This window comes from Marinobacter sp., from assembly GCF_040904845.1.
GTDB lineage: Bacteria > Pseudomonadota > Gammaproteobacteria > Pseudomonadales > Oleiphilaceae > Marinobacter.
On the sequence record NZ_JBBDSR010000063.1, the window covers coordinates 1 to 18862 of the forward strand.

An 18862-nucleotide genomic window follows, 5' to 3' on the forward strand; every position below is an offset into this window, starting at 1 on the left:
TTCGAACAGGCTGCCGCCACTGGCCTGCGACCCGTCGCTGGCCGGGCGATTGAACACGGATTAATCCTTGTCCAGCCGGCCAACCAGTGACAGTTCGAAGTTGGCACCCATGTATTTGAAGTGCGGACGAACCGCCAGCGAGACCGAGTACCAGCCCGGATCGCCTTCCACGTCGGATACGGTCACCTGAGCCGCGCGCAGCGGACGACGGCTGCGAACATCCGCCGGCGGGTTTTCCTGGTCGGCCACGTACTGGCGAATCCAGGTGTTCAGTTCCCGCTCGAGATCCTGGCGCTCTTTCCAGGAGCCGATCTGCTCGCGTTGCAGCACTTTGATGTAGTGCGCCAGGCGGTTCACGATCATCATGTAAGGCAGTTGAGTACCCAGCTTGTAGTTGGTTTCCGCTTCCTTGCCTTCTTTGGTGTTGGGGAACTGCTTGGGCTTCTGCACCGAGTTGGCGGAGAAGAACGCGGCGTTATCACTGCCCTTACGCATGGTCAGGGCGATGAAACCTTCGTCGGCCATTTCGTATTCGCGACGGTCAGTGATCAACACCTCGGTCGGGATCTTGGCTTCCAGTTGGCCGAAGGATTCAAAGGTGTGAACCGGCAGGTCTTCCACCGCACCACCGCTTTGCGGGCCGATGATGTTGGGGCACCAGCGATACTTGGCGAAGCTTTCGGTCAGGCGCGTGGCCAGCAGGTAGGCGGTGTTGCCCCACAGGTAGTGCTCGTGGTCACCGGAGACCTCTTCCTTGTAATTGAAGCTGCGTATCGGATTTTCGGTGGGGTCGTAAGGCACACGCAGCAGGAAGCGTGGCGATGCCAGGCCCAGGTAACGGGCGTCTTCGGATTCACGCAGTGAACGCCACTTGGCGTATTTCGGGCCTTCGAAAACCGCTTTCAGTTCCTTGATGGCTGGCAGTTCCTGGTAGCTGTCGACGCCGAAGAACGAGGGCGCAACGGAGGACAGGAAGGGCGCGTGGGCCATCGCTCCGACAGAAGACACGTACTGCAGCAGTTTCATATCCGGTGTGGATGGTGTGAACGCGTAGTTACCGACTACGGCACCGACAGGTTCACCGCCAAACTGGCCGTACTCGGTGGAGTAGATGTGCTGGTAGAAGCCGGTCTGGGTGACGTCCGGTGCGAATTCGAAGTCTTCCAGCAGTTCGGTCTTGGTGGCGTGGAGGATATCGACTTTGATGTTCTCGCGGAAATCGGTGCGATCCACCATCAGTTTCAGGCCTCGCCAAGAGGATTCCAGCTCCTGCAGCTTGGGAGCGTGCAGGATTTCGTCCATCTGGGCACTGATCTTGCGGTCCAGTTCAACCACCATCTGGTCGACCAACGCCTTGTTGACTGGCTGGCCTTTTTCTTCGCTTTTCAGCAGGTTGGCAATAAATGTTGCCACCCCTTTGCGAGCCACATCGTAGCCCTCATCGGCCGGTGCCATGCGGCTGTTGGCCATAACCTGGTCCAGCAAGGACCCTTCCGCTACGGATTCGGAGGCAGCAGATTGCTGCGCGGCAGTATCAGACATACTACATCCCTTCAGTACGTGTTGAATTAAGTCGGTAAACGACGAAGAACGTTGGTTTATTCGCCGTTGTCTGTGGCCAGTTCCAGTTCGGCCAGCAGCGTGTCCCGGGCACCGTCATTGTCCAGCAGTTCCTGCAGCTTGGAGCGGAATGACGGCACATTACCCAGCGGGCCTTTCAGGGCCACCAGCGCTTCGCGCAGCTCGATAAGTTTGTTCAGTTCCGGCACCTGCCGGGCAATGCTGTCGGGGGAGAAGTCGTCCAGCGTCTGGAATTCGAGGTTCACCGGCAATTCGTCGGCGTTGTCTTCCAGCTGGTTGGACACAGAAGTGGACAGCGTAAGACCGGCTTCCTTCATGACAGAACGGAAGTTGTTCTTGTCAACGGAGATGGCCTTGCGATCCTCGATGGGGGTTTCTTCGGGTTGCCCTTTGAAATCGCCGACCACGAACATTTTCAGTGGCAGTTCGGTTTCAGCCTGCTGATCACCGGTGGCGGGGACATATTTGATATTGATGCGCTCTTTAGGCGCGACGGAACCGTCTTTTGAAGACATGCGCTTGCTCCCTGTGCAAATCATTTGCAGTGTTTCTATCCTTGGTGCGAACCGTCCTGGAACGCAACGAGCCAGACCTTACACAGGATTCACGATTCACTCAAGCAACAATTGGCCAGACGTTGGTCAAAGTGTGAGGCCGGGCAAACTTTTGCCAAGGCAGATCAGTCAATGACGCGCGGCATCGCTCTGGCTATACTCGGCCAGACCGTCAAAACGGACTCAAACCGACAAAACAAGGAAACCTGCAATGAGCGATCTGAACGCGCAATTTGATGAAGCCGTGAACCACATCCAGAACGCCGAGGGCGATTTCAAACCCTCCAACGAAATGAAGCTGGAATTTTACGCCCTTTACAAGCAGGCGACCGAAGGCGATGTGAGTGGCAAGCGCCCGGGCATGATGGATTTTGTGGCTCGCGCCAAATACGACGCCTGGGCAGAGTTCAAAGGCACATCCAGTGACGAAGCCAAGCAGAAGTACATCGACAAGCTCGCGTCCGTAAAATAAGCCACGTCACCGGGGCCGCCAAACCAGCGCAACTGTCCGTTCAGGCCCCGGTAATCACACCCACCGGATTTTTTTGCGACATTCAAAAGATTGTCATAATATGCGCGCACCATAACAAAAACGACGCATCCGGAAGCATCACCATGAATATGACCGAGGCGCTGGAACAATCCCAGCCGGGCCTTGTTGGCCGCGTTAACGAAGCCATCCGCGAACACCAGCTTAACCTCCGCGCAGAGCAGACTTACCTGCACTGGATTTCCCGGTTCGTGCTGTTTCACGGGCTGAAAAACCCGGAACAGCTGGCGACGGATGACCGCCTGCAGTTCCTCAGTTATCTGGAAGACCGCATCAAACTGTCACGGGCGCGCCTCAACCAGGCCAGCCAGGCGCTGACATTCTTCTACGAAGACGTATTGGGCAAAGCGGCCGAAAGCCGGATCGTGGCCGCTTAACGGCCAGTGGTATTGATATTCTGGGTTTGATAGGTGCGATTCTGCGGCGGGCGAATCAGGTAATTATTGCTGTGAGTCTGCCCGGGAATCACCTTTGGGTTGCTGAAGCGAAACTCCACGGGAATCTCATTGCGGCCCAGATCGGTTCGTGAATCCCGGGGTTGCAGAGCGAGCGGGTCGAGATAGAAGTCTTCATTGTTGCGGGGCTGAACCGGCACACCGGCCGCCGGCGCTTCCAGCCCGCCTTCAATGACAGTGTTGGCCAGGGTGTCTTCTTCCATTGATCGCAGGGGAATGGTCTTCACGGTGGAGCGTTCGCGGTAATCAAAAGCCTCACTGCCCTCGCCGTCCACTGCAACGGGCTCCGCCGCCACCGCCAACGGCAGCAACGATGCCGCCAGTGCGAAACCACCGATCACTTTCCTTATCTTGCCCGCGTCCATACCATCCGCCTTTAGAGGCCCTGCCAGCCGTTTTACCCTCCGGGGTTCACTGCCAGTCGGCCAACAACTGAACAATCTGCCAAATTTTGATCAGTCTATCGCCAAAGACGACAAAAAACCCGGTCAGTCGTCAGGTTTGTGACGGTTTTCACTTGTCGTCGGCGGCCGGCTCATAACGGATGGCGGTGATGACCATAGAGCGCCAGCCTTCCGGGGTGCGCACGCTGACCTCGTCATCCAGCCGCTTGCCGATCAACGCCCGGGCCACGGGCGAATCCAGGCTGATGTAGCCCCGCGCCAGGTCGAACTCATCCGGCCCGACCAGGCGGTAGCTCTGCTCTTCGCCATCGTCGTTCTCGATGGTGACCCAGGCACCAAAAAAGACTTTGTTTTGGTCATCCGGCAGCCGGTCGATCACCGTCAGCTCATCGAGCCTTTTACTCAGAAAACGAACGCGACGATCAATTTCCCGCAGCTGTTTTTTGCCGTAGATGTATTAGAACCCCCCCGGAAACATACTATTTTCCTAACATCGCTAACAAATCGTGCTAACAGCTAGAACTCTGCTCAAAGTCCCCTCTTAGACAACTGCTCAGGTAAACCGGAACGCTTCCCCAGCGCCCTAGCCTGCTAACGATGAAAGTTTTGAGAGTGTTGTTCTTCTCATTAAGTTCACGATCAAGCGCGTCGACAACTATCTCCACACTTCAGTAGGCTTAGTGTGTGGCTCAGCAGTGTACCTCTCAATTGCCTGACCTATCTTGACCAGACGCATCGGGCTCAGTCTTGTCAAGGCAGAACTCTGTTCACCTGGAAATCGTTTAAATCACTCTTATATCCCAGCTTGTCCCAGAAATAAAACCAATAACAATAAAACATATTAATAAATTAACCAAAAAAATTATTATCTTCTTCTTAACACTCAGTTCGAATTTATGAAACACATATATCGGCAAAAGCCACACAACTAGGGATACAATTCCACCTGAGAAGTATGGAACAACACCCAAAATAATTAAAATAAAAGAGAACCAAAAATTAATAGGTGAAACGATTTTTTCAGTCACTTTAATCACCTTCTCGCTTGCAATTAGGAGACGCTGCCCAACCAGCGATTAAAGCAGCAACAACCAAAACACCCATGACAGCAACTACCACTGCGACTAAGAGAAATGCTGAAAATGCAGTTACTAACCCGGCGAACCCTGTCGACACCATTGAAATAGATGCAATCGCTGCGCTGGATGTTGTACGATCACAATTATTTATCAAATCAATATAAGATCCCAGCCGATCTATTGCACTTTTTATGGAAAAGAAAGCCTTAACGAAGGCGTTACCAAACATAGATAGTATTTCTTCACTAACAAGTTGCACCCAATTCAATAATTCATCCAAGCCAGAAATCGTAGCGCCCCCATTAGCTCCTCCAGAAATCTTATATGCCCCTGCACCAGTGTCAGGATCGATTAGCAAATACCCACTCCCAACCCAACCCTTATATGAAATCTGCTTTTCATGGGCGGTAACGGTTTTTCCTGCCTGAACTGCATTACGAATTTCCATTTCAACTTCAGGGTCAAGGTTGATCTGGTCAAGCGCAAGACCCAGGTTGGTGCGATCAATAGTCCATAGTTTCTGACCCTCCGCACTAGCTAAAGCCAGAGCTTTGACAGCAGAAATGCCATGGGCGGGGTTTTCTTCGGTGCTGAATATTTGCTCAGGCACTAAATGTTCATTCATACTCCAGTAGAGACCACTGAGCTTCATGGCATTAACACGAGTATTCTTGTCATTATCCTTAGCTTCCCCGTGGAATGTGACCGCATCTACGTCCATGGTTAATCCGCTAAAGCTTGTGTTCCTAGGTATACCGAACCAATACTGCGGCTGGAGTGTCGTTGAGAAAACACCATAACTTGGTAACCTATAGGTGACCATATTTTCGCCTTGAGATTTAATCTCTTCCTGTAAATCGTTTATAGCAAAATAGCTCATAATGGTTCCATTTATCAGATCACCTACCATGTCATGTTTAGTCAAGGCTGCCAGCTGGCTAGCATCTTCGCTTTCCAGCTTGGCCTTGGTTTTTTCAATGTTGGTACTAAGCTTTTTTAGCTGTTGTGAGCTGATACCTTGAAGGTCTAAACCAATCGCTCGGAACTCCCCTGCTATCGGACTATTATTACTGGTAAACCAGTTATGGCTAGGGCTGTAAAGACCCAACGACTCATGGAGTTCGGCTCCCAAAGTATTTGCAGGTGCGCTTTGCACGACTTTACCATCAATAGTGAACTCTGCCGTCAGATTAATCAGGTAACCCGGCAAAGTATCGGGCAGCAAGGCAAAATCAACCTCGCCTGATATAGTATCTGCCGCCGGAAGGTAACTTTCGACAACTTCCTTGTCATTATCGGTGGCAGGGCTAAATGATACTGCAAGTTTTTTACCTGCCAACTTTACAGTGGGTTCATTCAAGCTAATAAGCGAAGCAATAGGATAACCAGAACTTTGTGTAGATAGCTCATATTTGAATCTGTGACGTAATTTGTCAGGCAGATCTGAAAAACTGTCTTGAGTCATAATATGGCTGTAGGGTAAACCTGCAGCCAAGGGGCGAGGTGGAAGAATCTCAATGTTTTGGAGACCGAGAACTTCCCCAACGCTGGCGTCCGGGCTCTGGCTGGCAATGTAATCTTCTATTTGGCTTTGAAATTGCTTTAGCTGGGCTTCAATTTCACCCTGCGGGATATTTTCTACCCAGCCTTCTTCCACATCAATCACAGAATTCTGTTCAATGGTGTTTAATAACGCTTGCTCATCGAAAGGGACCCGCTCATTGAGATTCATACCTTCCGTGAACTCGTATTGCTTAAAAGAAGCATCCATAGGGATCCAGTTGTCCCCTGCGCGGTTCTTAATACCTCGGGAGGGCTCAAAATCCACGAATGCCTCCACCCAAGTGTGTTCCATACGAATCTTTGTGATTTTCCCGCCTTCGATCAAGGCGACATTGGGAATACCACCTTGCCCCAACAGGCTTTGTGCCGCTTCAGGAACGGTAACTCCGCCCACCCAGTTCATCACCTTATCGACCGGAATTTCGACGGTACCGTAAGCATATTTAGCCGGAATGCCTGCCGCTCTGAGTAGCGAAATAAGGAGGCTTGCAGTATCCGTGGCGTTGCCGCGCTTGGTCTCCAATGTGTACTGCGACCCTTGAATCGAGCCATAGCTGGGAACAAAGCGGATATTGTTATGGACCCAGGTGTATATCTCAACTGGGTTATTATTGAGACTCTCAGCCAACTCTCTGATTTCTTCGGTGATCTGGATATCGATAGTTTCTTGTAAATCCGCCTCAGTCACGCCTTTTGCCGCAGCAACTCCCTCTGATACCAGCATTTCAGGCGTCAGATCGCTTGAGGCCACTTGCACGAAATCTGCATAAGGATCGATACCGAGCGCTGCCTGCAGATTGCGCTTATCGGTCTTGGGCTCACGCACTTTGTCCGAAGGTGACCGCCAAGGCAGCTTGTTAGGGTCGTCAGTGGTGTGGGTTCTCTTGAACTTCTCTTTGCTTAGGCTTTCGCTGAGCTCATCCAGAACGCTCTGCTGTTCTTCAGCATCCTGCGTGGTGGTCAGTTGTTCCAAACCATGTGCGACTGTGCCGTATCGTTTTTTTACTTGTTCAAGAGCCGCAGCGTGACGCTCGCGGATTAGCTCCTTGACGCTTTCGGGCATACCCTGTCTCGCGGAGAGTCTTTTGCCTTCCTGCTCAAACTCCGTAATCGCGTCGTCGTACGCGCGGTTTATTCCCGTTTTCAAAGTCTTGAGCTCAGCGATCTCACCGCTAGTCAGTGGCATTTCACGTAAGCCCATAGTATTTAAAGCTTTTGAAACCCAACCTTTGCCCTCGTTGCGTTTTTCAACGGCATTGGGCAATTCCTTGGAGAGCTTATGTTTGAGCTTTTCCAATCGATGGGACAGCTTCTTCTCGGGGGTATTTTCGAGAATTCTTTCGATTTTGGCTTGGCGAACATCTTCCTTGGTTAGTTCGTCGGCCAATACCTTACCGTTGGGTGATAGATAAAAGACAAAAGTAAACATAAAAGCGGTAAAGGCTGATGTGCCCTTTGAAATTTTACCGGAACGAAATGCGTCCATGGTCAAGCCATTCATGGTTATCCCCAAACTAAGCCGTCGGTTTTAAATAATATTATTTGAGCAAGCAGATACCTGCTTGCTCCTCAAAAATGACTTCTTTGCGTAGCTTCAATTAGAGTCGCCGCTGGATTTGGTATAACCATGAATCCAGCGCAAATCGGAGTTGTTCAGCCAGTGCATGCTTTTCTTCGGAAATCTCATCCGTGGCTAACAAAATTGATTTTATTGCGTTATTCAATTTTCCTTTAGCTTGATCACGAACAGCAGCGTCCAGCTTTTTGGCAATGAACCGGTAATTCGCAATTCCTGGGCCATCTGTCTCTAACTGCTTTAAAAAGTCAGAAGCAACTTGATATTTAGAGGTTCCGTCAATATTTCCGAGAACATAGGTCAGCTCACTATCATCAACAATAAGATCTCGGTTTATACCCGCTTTTATTTCAACATGAAGACTAACCTCACCCTCCACGCCGTCTGGAAGCAGTATGTAAAGGACATTGCTAATTTCAGTTGGCGAAGAAAAATCACGCTGCCACAACCAAGTGCCATCATCGAACATAATCGGTAGCTGACTCTCGATCACTTCTCCGCCCTGCGGCAAAGTAAAGAGCACGTCAACTGCCGCTTTACGGCTGAGGTTTTCCAAGGTGATTTCAACAGGAATTACACGACCCGCTGCAGCTGACCATCCTCTTGGCTGCACAGCGAGCAAGGCTTCCAGCAAAAGCTGTTCATGCAAACCTTGATACGAAGTGGCGAGGTCTAAAATATCGTAGGCAAAGTAGCTGTTACTGCCTCGACCATACTCGCCGACTGTGACGGCAGCAGGCGCATAGGGATAGGCACAGCCGTCGCTTGCATTCCTTCCACCGCTGAACACCGCCCACACCTCGGCACCACAATGGGCCATCGCCAGACCCTGCGATGCTATCGCATCACTGGCAACTGGCTGACCGATGACGCCGTTATCAAAAATGGCACTAACTTGGTTATTTCTACCCGTTAGCTTAATGCCCAACGCTTTTTCGATTTTGTTGTTACGCCGATTCCAGCTTCCTCCCATTAGCAGTCCCATACCATTGTTCTGGGCCTCTGCCAGCAGCTGCTCTGTTTGAGGATGCAGGGTCACTTTATCGGAGAGAAGTGCCACGGCGCTGAACAACCCTGAATTAAACGCGATGTCAAAATCAACCGAGTTATCCACCAAGGTGTAGTGCCATTCGTTGTTGGTGAGCACACTTTCCAAATACGCTCTTTGAGCGCTTGCGTCGTTATAATCTTGAGTCGATCTCTCCAAATTATCGACGAGGACCAGAAGTTTGCCCTTTACGGAAGGGACAATCTCCATACTCAATTTAGGAGGCACAACTTCAAAGCCTGCTGCAGCCAACTCAATCAACTCGCCATCTATCTCTGCCATGGATAGGCAGGCGTAGCCACCATAAGCTGGGGGATCAGACAGCAGCAACTGGAATAGATGGCCATTTGTATTGCTAACCGCAGTGTTATCTTCATTGACTTCATAGACCACGGAGCCATCATCCAGACTTACCAACTGATAAATCAAATTGGCTTTGACCTTTTCCTTGGAGCTCCTGTTCGTAGTTTCAAAATGGCAAGCCTTGGCCTCTCCGGTTTCGTAATGGTCCAGAGTGACATCACCCAACAGCGAAAGGGTTTCTGAGCGTTCAACCCGGAAGCTCGCCTGACTGCTTGCGAGTTCCTCACCACCTTGGCTGATTTCCCAACTTACCTGATAAATACCAGCCTCTCGATCAACCAAGGCCAGGGCATATCTGCGATCACTTGAGCCCTGAGGAACCAGGCTATTCAGGTCATACGTTTCTTCTGCGAGTAACTCCCCATTGGGACGACTGATCCGCAGCGTCCCGACGCCACCATTAAAAGCCCCATTTTGGCTGAGGTTGCGAACCCGTAATTCAATCAGCGCTTGATCCCACGCCTGATACTTTGGCTTGTCAGTATTGACCAGAGCGCCAATTTCGGTCAGCGAACCACTGGAGGTTGATATAGCAAAGGGTGCAACTGCCTGAGTCAGAACTTCTGCTTCACGATCGAGTAGCTGAGCAACTACTTCGTAGGTTCCTGCATAGATACTGGTGGTATCGAAAAGCTGGGAAGGAATTGAGACCTGTCCTTTCGGCGCAATCGCTTGAACATCGAACACCCCAAAATCACTGACAAGCACCTGCTGATTATCGACGATGGCTAACGCAACCCTCGCATCCGTCTGAATGTCACTCTGGTTTTCCAGCAGGCCAGTAATGGTCACTTGCTCAGATGGGGAGTACAGCTCTTTATCGGTGTCCACAGCAATAGTCGTCAGTGTGGGTGCCACCTTCACCTTTTGCTCGCCGAGCGTTTCTCGGACCGGATCACCGTCAATGTCGGTATACGAGATTTCCAGCCGCTCGGTTACCACACGCTGGCTACCAGGCTGGACATTGAACAATTTCAAATCTGTAGCAAGAGTCTCAAGCTGTCCCACGCGGAAAGTGTCAAATTCCCAGGTGACGATAGTTCGCCCATTTTCAACGGCTACTTGAGAAGGCGGCAAGGAATAGGAACTACTATCAATCTGGATATCTGAAGTGGAAATCGTACTGGTGATTTTCACATCAGAGATAGCTGGCTTTATAACTTCAATTTTGACACCGACTGGAGAGGATGCGCCCCCACGATTGTCGTTCGCCAGGAAGGTTACTAAGTTTTCCCCCATATCGTCACTGGTCGGTGTCCACTCAAGCGTGGCAACGCCCGTGGTGCTCCCGGAGACGGATTGCTCGAAAGTTGCCCCTACCGGCAAACCAACATGATTCAAAAACACCTGATCGTTAGGGTCTGTATCTGTTGCTTGAATTGTCAGGCTAAGTTTCTGCCCAACAACCGCCTTAATGATACTGCCAGCCTCCGGAGTTGGCGGGTGATCGAATTCTGGCGAAGCATTCGTACCTTGATCACGAAGATTAAGGAGGAAATCGATCGCAGCAGTACTTTTGACATTACCCTCTTGATCACGGTCCTCGATCGTGACTTGAACGGTATACAAGCCATTACTGAATGACTCAGCCCCTGTCCAAGTAAAGAGCCCGGTCTCGCTGTCGATGTTCATGCCCGACGGAATACTATTAATTGCAGATTCCGACCGTGTAGACATCCGCCATGTGAGTTTATCGCCGTCAGGGTCAACCGCAGGCACCAGGAATCTGCAGTCATATTTGGAACAGCTAACAATAGGCGGCAGATTGCTGAATGGCGAGGAATTGCCATCCTCCAGATTCACACGGGTGTATACCCTCCAGGTGCTACCTGAATTACGAAGCCCGCCAATTTTGCAGCAGCTCTCAAATCTTCCCAGCCAAGGTTGACCGTTATTATTAACCGACGGATAGGAGTGACGGACAATATCGTTCTCATTCCGGGTATCAACAGCTTCGCCTACAATCCAGTCCTCTTGCAGGTTCCTCGCAATGACCCGATAACTATGATTGGATGATGCTCCATCACCATAATAGTAGCCCCCAGGACGAAACGTTTGGCCGATATTCGGATGCCCGAAGGCGCTACTCCGAAACGCAATCGTCATTCGGAAATCAGCCGTTGTCGGGGAAATATCTGGCCGAGATTCGTAAGTAAAGTGCCCAAACCGGAAGTGACTGGCCTCAGCAACGGAAAAGCTGAAAACCAGTAGAATTGCACAGGTAAAACGGCTAATGATTGCCTTCGCCGGGTTTCGATCCATCTTATTCACCATCAACTCCTTCTACCTGAATCTTGCTCTCTACCGATACGCCCTCCAGTGGCACGACTTCGCCTGGGCTGAGTGACTGCGTTGCTTTCAATCTGATTGACGGTGGAACGAAGACTATTCCTGTTGACTGAGAGTTAACGGTTGCACCGGAGACATTCTCTACAACCAATCGGTATTCGCCGCTGGCATCAAAGTCATATGGCAACACTGAGAGAACTTGGCGCGTGTTAGTATTTTCGGGTGCCAGCTCGAGCTGACTATGTCCTTGAGTGATAATTCGTCCATCGGGATCGGTGAGCGAATAGTCGAACTCAAGATTCACATTGATGTTGGAGCGATTGTATATCTCTGCATAGAGTTCGACATCAGCCTGGTTGTTCAGCAGTACGTAACCTGGAGAGGCCTTTGGGTCCAAAGATGCCAGTACATTCGTGGGTTCAACAGTTACCGTTGTACTGCTCTCTGAGACGAGATTGCTTGTTGCGCCGTCAAGTGCCTGCACAGTGATCGTATAAACGCCTGGTTCCACCACTAACGTGTTCCACCACTGTTCAAGCTTGATACTTCTTTGCTCACCAGGAGCAAAGTCTTGAATCGCGGCCTCCAGATGTTCCTGGTAGTGCGCCAGCTCCTCCGGATCGCTCTGCGGATCCAGAGGAGGAAGGTTCGCCCCGGAGAAGCTTTCGACCTCTTTGCCCTCACTGTTCAGCACTCGAACGTAGAATCTTGCACCTTGATTAAGTGCTGTATCATTCTCCACGTTCGCTGTTATCAACACCGGTTCATAGGCGCCATAAACTGACTTCTCTGTGGTTGCTTGAACAATGTTCACGCCACCCAAGTCAGCCTTTCGGATATTTATATCGAGATTCAATTCGGTATGTTCTGCGAGAGAAACGTCTTTATTCGAGAACAAGTATCCTGATGCATTCGTAGATACGGTAAATTCAAGAACCGGAATATCAGATATCTGGTAAAACCCGTTCACATCCGAAGTGGTTTTTGAACTTCCTACAGAAACACTAGCCCCGGGCACCCCGAGGCCTGTGACCATATCGACCACCTGCCCACGAATCGAAGTAGATGGCAACACAGCCTCTTCCTTCAGGCTGATGTGACCGATATCAACGTTCGTTTTATCGGGCACGACCAAGCTGAAGTTGACCGATTCGAAACCTGACTTCCTGACGGCTACCGAAATATTTCCGCCATCCAAATTCGATAGCTCAAAGCTGCCAGCTTCATTTGTTAGTGACGCAGAATCACTGCCCAAAACTGAAATCGACACGTTCTGGATAGGCTGCGCGTTGCTGTCAACGACCACTCCCGAAATACTTGAGCTTTCAGGCTGGTCTTCGGTTAATGCCTGCAGAGATGGCGAAAAGCTGACTTGAGTACCGGCTTGAAGATCTGCAGTAGCGGAAACAGGATAGTAGTCGGAAGAGTGAACCGATAAAGTTGCAACTCCCGGCTCACTGAGCAATTGATATTTTCCGTCAACCCCGCTTACGGTGCTGCTTGTGCTCCCCCCCACGACTGATGTAATCGTCACACCCGGGACTGGACTCCCAGCCGCAGACTCTGTGATCACACCGGAGATGAGAACTGTCGTTGGTGCGACAGCTAATCGAATGGTGCCAACATTCGCAAACTGCCCTTTTCGCAGGGTGATGCTTTGAGAAGCACCCAAATAACCCGCCGCGGAATATGCAACGACATACGAGTCAGCGCCAAGGTTGGAGATAACAAAACTACCATCTGAGCTAATGGCAACATCTTCATTACTGGCACCAAGTACATCGATGGTAGCGCTCGGTAGATTGGCGCCTGAAGAAGCATCCACCAATCGGCCTGCAACAACCGCTTTTTCCGGATCAACTGGAACATCAATTGACGCGAGCATCTTTAATGCGGTAACGGAAAGTGATGTTGAATAAACCTGCTGTTCCCAGTCACCGTCAGGCGACTGACTAGTCTTCAGGAAATCAACCGCTTCGTCATATTTACCCACATCAGTTGTAACCGGTATCAGGGCCTGCAGAGCCAGCGCACTCTCCCACGGAGTGCCCCAGTGGCCATCTGCGTTTTGAGCAGAATAAAGATAGTTGACGCTCCCACGAAGCACGTCAGCAATGTTGTGGGTGTAAAGGTAGGGTTTCAGTGCCTTGGTCACGAGGGCCGTGACCATGACGGACGCTTGATCCTCATAGAGAGGAAAAGAGCCATCTGCCTGTTGTGCGGATGAGAAGAATTGTAGTGCATCACCTGCGACCAGGACATCGGAACCTGCAGCCTGTAAAGCTAGGAGTGCATAGCTCGTATCTAAAGCAGTGCTGTCGTACCCCGCAAAATGACCAAAGCCCCCATCAGACCCTTGACGGGAAAGCAGTTCTGCCTTCACCTCATCAAACGGTTGGTTTGCTTGAGCTAAAGCCTGCAGTAGACGCGATAGTTGTTCCGAGCTTAGACCAGTGAGATCACTCCTCAGAAACTCCAGCGCGGCCTCTCTGTCAGCTGAAGACGAATTCAATAATTGAAAAACGTGCAGCGCTTCGGCGGTAGACTGCAGGCTTGTTGAAATATCAGAAGTGTTGGTGACACCACCGTTGGGTTGCTGAGATAGCTCCAGCCAGTGAAGAGCTGAATTTAACCTGGCATCCTCTTCGCCATTTTGGTGGTCAGCGCCATTGTGCGCATGTCCCATGGAAGATATTGAGAAAAGAAGTACCGCTAGAACATTTAAAAACAGAACCGAAAATTTCCTGCCCACAGCCAAGACTCCGCTTGTACATGAAAACCGCTGTAGTAACGCAGGAGATGGGCTGATCCAGCACCCAAACTTGATATCAGTCTGATATTTGACAGCGTCCCTGCCTACAGTATTAAAACCCGGAGGGATCCTACAAAATTACGGGGCGCTAATGAAGAAGAGGTACTCTGGTTTACCAATAAAACTGTTAAATTCAGTGAAATTCCACCGAATTGTTAACTGAATCACACAGCCTCTTGCTGCATTACTCAGTATTTAAACGATGGCGTGACCGCTCAGGAGTCTGAATTCAGCGCAATCAACAGCGCTCGACCGAGGATTTAAGTCTGCATGGACTTCTTCGAAGTAAGCTGCTCGGTTTACCGTTATTTCGCTTGAATTAGTTCATAACGAATGGCGGTGATGACCATAGAGCGCCAGCCTTCCGGCGTGCGCACGCTGACCTCGTCATCCAGCCGCTTGCCGATCAACGCCCGGGCCACGGGCGAATCCAGGCTGATGTAGCCCCGCGCCAGGTCGAACTCATCCGGCCCGACCAGGCGGTAGCTCTGCTCTTCGCCATCGTCGTTCTCGATGGTGACCCAGGCACCAAAAAAGACTTTGTTTTGGTCATCCGGCAGCCGGTCGATCACCGTCAGCTCATCGAGCCTTTTACTCAGAAAACGAACGCGCCGATCAATTTCCCGCAGCTGTTTCTTACCGTAGATGTACTCGGCATTCTCGGAGCGGTCGCCTTGCGCTGCTGCTTCACGCACCGCCTGGGTGACCTCCGGCCGCTTCTCTTTCCACAGATAGCGTAATTCTTCCCGCAGGGCCTGTTCGCCCTGAGGCGTGATGTAACGGGTTCGCCGCGGTGGCGCAGCAGGTTGCTGTGGCATGTCAGGACCGTTCCGTGTGTATCAGGTTGAAATCGGCGGGCACAAAAAAACCCCGTGAAAACGGGGTAAGGCTAGCGCTGTGCTGGAGGAGGAAGCAAGCGGTATTGATGCCGGCTTCCAGTCTTCAGCTTTCATTATGCACAAGAGGGGTTACAGGGGCCTGTCCGAGCAATTACGTTTTGGTCAGGGAATGCGGGTTGGCGGGTCAGATTAGGTTGTTCACTCTAGAGATTTGGCATAGCGTTCAGGGTCAGAACCCAATCACTATCCTGATGACACTTACGGGGCACCACGATGAATACCCAGAAACTGATGAACACCGCTCTGAACAGCCTGGACGAGCTGGGCCGCCGCCTTGATCAGTATGGCATTACCGGCAGGATCAACCGCCACAACCTGGCCGCTTTCATCATGCTCGAGCAAAAGCAGCTGGAAGGCGAGTGGGACAGCATTCAGGCGAAGTTCGACCGCCGTCGTTCCCAGGTTGATGGCCTCATCAACCGCGTTCGCGGCCTCACCGGGCGCTGATCACACGATCTGATCAGACCTGGGAAGGCTCTGACGGGGAGTTCTTGGGCTCCCCACTGCCTCCCGCCCCACCAGGGCTTTCCAACTGGGCAGCACGAACCCGCTTTTTGACGTCCGTATACGCCGGCATGCGGATAGTGACCGTCAGCCCCGGGTTCTCTTCCCCCGGGTGGTGATCGGTCAGCTCTATCCCGCCATGATGGATTTCCGCCACCGCACTCACCAGGCTGAGCCCCAGGCCATTGCCCGGCAGCGAACGACTTTTACCGACGCGGTAAAATCGCTGGAAGACCTGGTCTTTTTCCTCATCCGGGATACCAATACCGCTGTCACTGACCTGAAACAGCGAGTCGTCGCCTTCTCGGCGCACCACCACACGGATGCCACCTTTCTCCGGGGTGTATTTGATCGCATTGTCGATCAGGTTGCTGACCATCTGGAACAGCAGGTCACGGTCGCCTTCAATCATCACGTCGCTTTCCAGCGACTGCTCAAACACCTGCTCTTTGTCCTCTGCCAACGCTTCGTAGAGTTCGCAGGCGTCACTGACCACCTCATCCACGGAAACCGGCTTCATATCCGCCGCATTGCCGCGGGTTTCAAGCCGTGCAATGCGCAACAAGGCATTGAAGGTGGCCAGTAACTGGTCCGCCTCGGCCACGGCACGGCCGGCCTGTTCGCGAGCTTCGTCGTTGTCGACCGACATCAGCGTGTTTTCAAGCTGATTTCTCAGGCGGGTCAGCGGCGTTCGCAGGTCATGGGCGATGCTGTCGGAGACATGGCGAATGCCCTCCATCAGGTACACAATGCGGTCCAGCATCTGATTGAGGTTTTCCGCCAACTGATCGAAATCGTCCTCGGTTCCCCGGGTGGGAATCCGCAACGACAAATGCCCGTTCATGATCCGTCGGGACGTGTTATTGATCACTTCGATACGCTTGGTGGTACTTCGGCTCATCAGAAAGCCGCCAAGTAACGCCAGCCCCAACGTGATGCCCATGCCCCAGTTGATCGCGGCTTCGATCACCCGCTTGAGATTGGTCAGCTCATCAACATCGCGGCCCACCAGCAACCGCAAACCGCCCTGCACCTCAAAAATACGGGCGCGGGCCAACCGTTCGGGGCCTTGCCAGCCTACCGACTCATTCAGTGTGAAGTTAATCCAGCCGCTTTCCGAGCGCGCGCCCTCCGGCCAGGTTTCGACGTTGCCAGCAAGCTTGAGAAAGTCATCGGTGGTGAGCAGGTAAATCGATTTCGCGTTGGGATCACGGGCGACACGCTCGCGGATAATGGTAATCAGGCCATTAATTCCGCGACCGCGGTATTGTTCCGCGAGGCCGGCAATCTCGGCCTCGATGGTCTGGTCCGTCTGCGCGGTCATGAACCCGGCGGTGCGCCAGTAAATGAACGCCAACAGCAGGAAGACCGAGGTGGCAAAAACCACCATGTAAAGCAGCGCAAGTTGAAAAGACGAGGTCCGGAGCTGGCTAAGCAGTTTCACGCAGCATGTACCCAGCACCCCGAATCGTCTGCAACAGCGGCGTTTCGAATTCCTTGTCGATCTTGGCCCTCAGCCGGCTGATGTGCACATCAATCACGTTGGTCTGGGGGTCAAAGTGATAATCCCATACTTTTTCCAGCAGCATGGTGCGGGTGACCACCTGGCCGGCATTGCGCATGAGGTATTCCAGCAAGCGGAACTCACGTGGCTGCACATCGATATTGTGCCCGGAGCGTTTGACCGTCCGCGCCAGCAGATCCATTTCCAGATCCGCAACACGCAGTACAGTCTCCGTTTCCGCAGACTGGCGGTTTCTGCGCACCAGTGATTCGATGCGGGCGAGCAACTCGGTAAAGGAGAACGGCTTGGTGAGGTAATCGTCCCCGCCGCCTCGCAAACCTTCGACCCGGTCATCGACATCGCCCAGGGCGCTCAGAATGAGCACCGGCACCTGGTTCCCCGTGGCCCTCACCGTTTTGATGATGGACAGACCGTCCATGCCCGGGAGCATGCGATCAACGATCATGATGTCGTAGTCCTCGCTTGCCGCCATCATCATGCCGTCCTTCCCGTCGGCGGCGTGGTCGACCACAAAGTCCGACTCCTTCAGCCCTTTGACAAGGTAGTTTGCTACATCCTGATCGTCTTCAATTACCAGTGCTTTCACCGGTTCCCCTCCCGATAGCGGAATGTTTTGAACGATTACATAATAAACAGGGTACGAAGAAGTTAATGAAGCGGCCAGTTACGATCTTGTAAGAGGGTGTCGCCAATGGCGACGGTGCCGGTTATTGGATGACCCAGACAGAAACGCCACCAGGCTGGAAAAGCGCGGTGGCGTTTGAAGACTGCAAGATCGGTCAGCGACTTCAGGCGGCCACTTCGGCCATGCCTGCCTTGATCTTTTTCATGGCGTTCTTTTCAAGCTGACGAATACGCTCGGCGGACACACCGTACTTATCGGCCAGTTCGTGCAGCGTGGATTTTCGGTCCGACAACCAGCGCTCACGCAGAATGTCCTGGCTGCGTTCGTCCAGATTCCCCAGTGCCTGCATCAGGCGGCCATTGGAATCTTCGGTCCAGTCGGAATTTTCCAGCTGCGTCGCGGGGTCGCTGCGACGGTCTTCCAGGTAATACGCGGGTGCCTGGTAGGCGTTGTCGTCGTCATCGTCCTGCGGGCCATCAAACGCGGTGTCGTGGGATGACAGCCGCCCTTCCATTTCCCGGACGACCTTCGGCTCAACACCGAGATCTTTCGCCACCGCGTTCAGTTCCTCGTGGCTGAGCCAGGCCAGGCGCTTCTTCCGGCTGCGCAAGTTGAAGAACAGCTTACGCTGGGCCTTGGTGGTCGCCACTTTCACGATGCGCCAGTTGCGCAGGATAAACTCGTGAATCTCCGCCTTGATCCAGTGCACCGCAAAGGACACCAGACGAACGCCGTATTCCGGGTTGAACCGTTTGACGGCTTTCATCAGCCCCACGTTACCTTCCTGAATCAGGTCAGCCTGGGCCAGCCCGTAACCGGAATAACTGCGGGCAATGTGGATCACAAAGCGCAAATGGGAGAGCACCAACTGGCGGGCTGCATCCACGTCACCTTCATAATGGAGGCGCTCAGAAAGATCACGTTCTTCATCGACAGTCAGTACCGGAATCCGGCCCGCCGCCTGAATGTATGACTCGAGGTTGGCACCTGGAACCAGTCTGTCAATCAGCTGTAAACTCGTACCCATGCTTGTTT

Annotated in this window: 14 protein-coding genes and 1 pseudogene; 3 read left to right on the top strand and 12 right to left on the bottom strand. The window is 52.2% G+C overall.

Annotation, left to right across the window (positions count from 1 at the left end; all coding sequences use genetic code 11):
- Nucleotides 1-60 precede the first annotated feature (60 nt).
- Entirely contained in the window at nucleotides 61-1542 is a 1482-nt protein-coding gene (gene tssC / locus WD429_RS07800) for a type VI secretion system contractile sheath large subunit (RefSeq protein ID WP_368421614.1), read from the bottom strand.
- 56 nt (nucleotides 1543-1598) lie between these two features.
- The gene (gene tssB, locus WD429_RS07805) at nucleotides 1599-2096 is read right to left on the bottom strand and encodes a type VI secretion system contractile sheath small subunit (RefSeq protein ID WP_368421615.1); all 498 of its coding nucleotides are present in this window, start codon (nucleotides 2094-2096) and stop codon (nucleotides 1599-1601) included.
- Between the two features lie 250 nt (nucleotides 2097-2346).
- Between tssB and WD429_RS07810 the strand changes: the two genes are divergently transcribed.
- Complete coding sequence (locus tag WD429_RS07810; RefSeq protein WP_368421616.1) at nucleotides 2347-2607, top strand: acyl-CoA-binding protein; 261 nt, start codon at nucleotides 2347-2349, stop codon at nucleotides 2605-2607.
- Between the two features lie 143 nt (nucleotides 2608-2750).
- A complete protein-coding gene (locus tag WD429_RS07815; RefSeq protein WP_368421617.1) occupies nucleotides 2751-3062 on the top strand; it encodes a site-specific integrase in 312 nt (103 codons plus the stop codon).
- Here the strand turns inward: WD429_RS07815 and WD429_RS07820 are convergent.
- The 7 genes and pseudogenes from WD429_RS07820 to greB all read right to left on the bottom strand — a co-directional run bounded on the left by WD429_RS07820 (nucleotide 3059) and on the right by greB (nucleotide 15092).
- Nucleotides 3059-3505 carry a hypothetical protein gene (locus WD429_RS07820; protein WP_368421618.1) on the bottom strand — a complete coding sequence of 149 codons (447 nt, stop codon included), beginning with the start codon at nucleotides 3503-3505 and terminating at the stop codon, nucleotides 3059-3061. The genes WD429_RS07815 and WD429_RS07820 overlap by 4 nt on opposite strands.
- A 148-nt stretch (nucleotides 3506-3653) precedes the next feature.
- Nucleotides 3654-4001 (bottom strand): annotated as a pseudogene (locus tag WD429_RS07825) (GreA/GreB family elongation factor); the annotation flags it as partial.
- Between the two features lie 325 nt (nucleotides 4002-4326).
- A complete protein-coding gene (locus WD429_RS07830; RefSeq protein ID WP_368421619.1) occupies nucleotides 4327-4572 on the bottom strand; it encodes a hypothetical protein in 246 nt (81 codons plus the stop codon).
- Between the two features lies 1 nt (nucleotide 4573).
- A complete protein-coding gene (locus WD429_RS07835) occupies nucleotides 4574-7687 on the bottom strand; it encodes a transglutaminase family protein (protein WP_368421620.1) in 3114 nt (1037 codons plus the stop codon).
- A 97-nt stretch (nucleotides 7688-7784) separates the two neighbouring features.
- Nucleotides 7785-11435, bottom strand: a complete 3651-nt coding sequence (locus tag WD429_RS07840; protein ID WP_368421640.1) for a putative Ig domain-containing protein — start codon at nucleotides 11433-11435, stop codon at nucleotides 7785-7787.
- 1 nt (nucleotide 11436) lies between these two features.
- Nucleotides 11437-14214, bottom strand: coding sequence for a carboxypeptidase regulatory-like domain-containing protein (locus WD429_RS07845; protein ID WP_368421621.1), 2778 nt, complete (start codon nucleotides 14212-14214; stop codon nucleotides 11437-11439).
- A 365-nt stretch (nucleotides 14215-14579) separates the two neighbouring features.
- Nucleotides 14580-15092, bottom strand: a complete 513-nt coding sequence (greB, locus tag WD429_RS07850; protein ID WP_368421622.1) for a transcription elongation factor GreB — start codon at nucleotides 15090-15092, stop codon at nucleotides 14580-14582.
- Between the two features lie 294 nt (nucleotides 15093-15386).
- On the opposite strand from greB, the gene WD429_RS07855 reads away from it, so the two are divergent.
- Nucleotides 15387-15620, top strand: coding sequence for a hypothetical protein (locus WD429_RS07855; protein WP_368421623.1), 234 nt, complete (start codon nucleotides 15387-15389; stop codon nucleotides 15618-15620).
- A gap of 13 nt (nucleotides 15621-15633) precedes the next feature.
- Here the strand turns inward: WD429_RS07855 and WD429_RS07860 are convergent, their stop codons facing one another.
- From WD429_RS07860 to rpoH, 3 genes are all read right to left on the bottom strand, one after another.
- A complete protein-coding gene (locus WD429_RS07860) occupies nucleotides 15634-17121 on the bottom strand; it encodes a sensor histidine kinase (RefSeq protein WP_368421624.1) in 1488 nt (495 codons plus the stop codon).
- Nucleotides 17108-17788 carry a winged helix-turn-helix domain-containing protein gene (locus tag WD429_RS07865; protein WP_368421625.1) on the bottom strand — a complete coding sequence of 227 codons (681 nt, stop codon included), beginning with the start codon at nucleotides 17786-17788 and terminating at the stop codon, nucleotides 17108-17110. Before WD429_RS07865 ends, WD429_RS07860 begins: the two co-directional genes overlap by 14 nt.
- Nucleotides 17789-17990: 202 nt before the next feature.
- Nucleotides 17991-18854 (bottom strand): RNA polymerase sigma factor RpoH, encoded by an 864-nt coding sequence (rpoH, locus tag WD429_RS07870; RefSeq protein WP_368421626.1) that lies wholly within the window; start codon nucleotides 18852-18854, stop codon nucleotides 17991-17993.
- Nucleotides 18855-18862 lie beyond the last annotated feature (8 nt).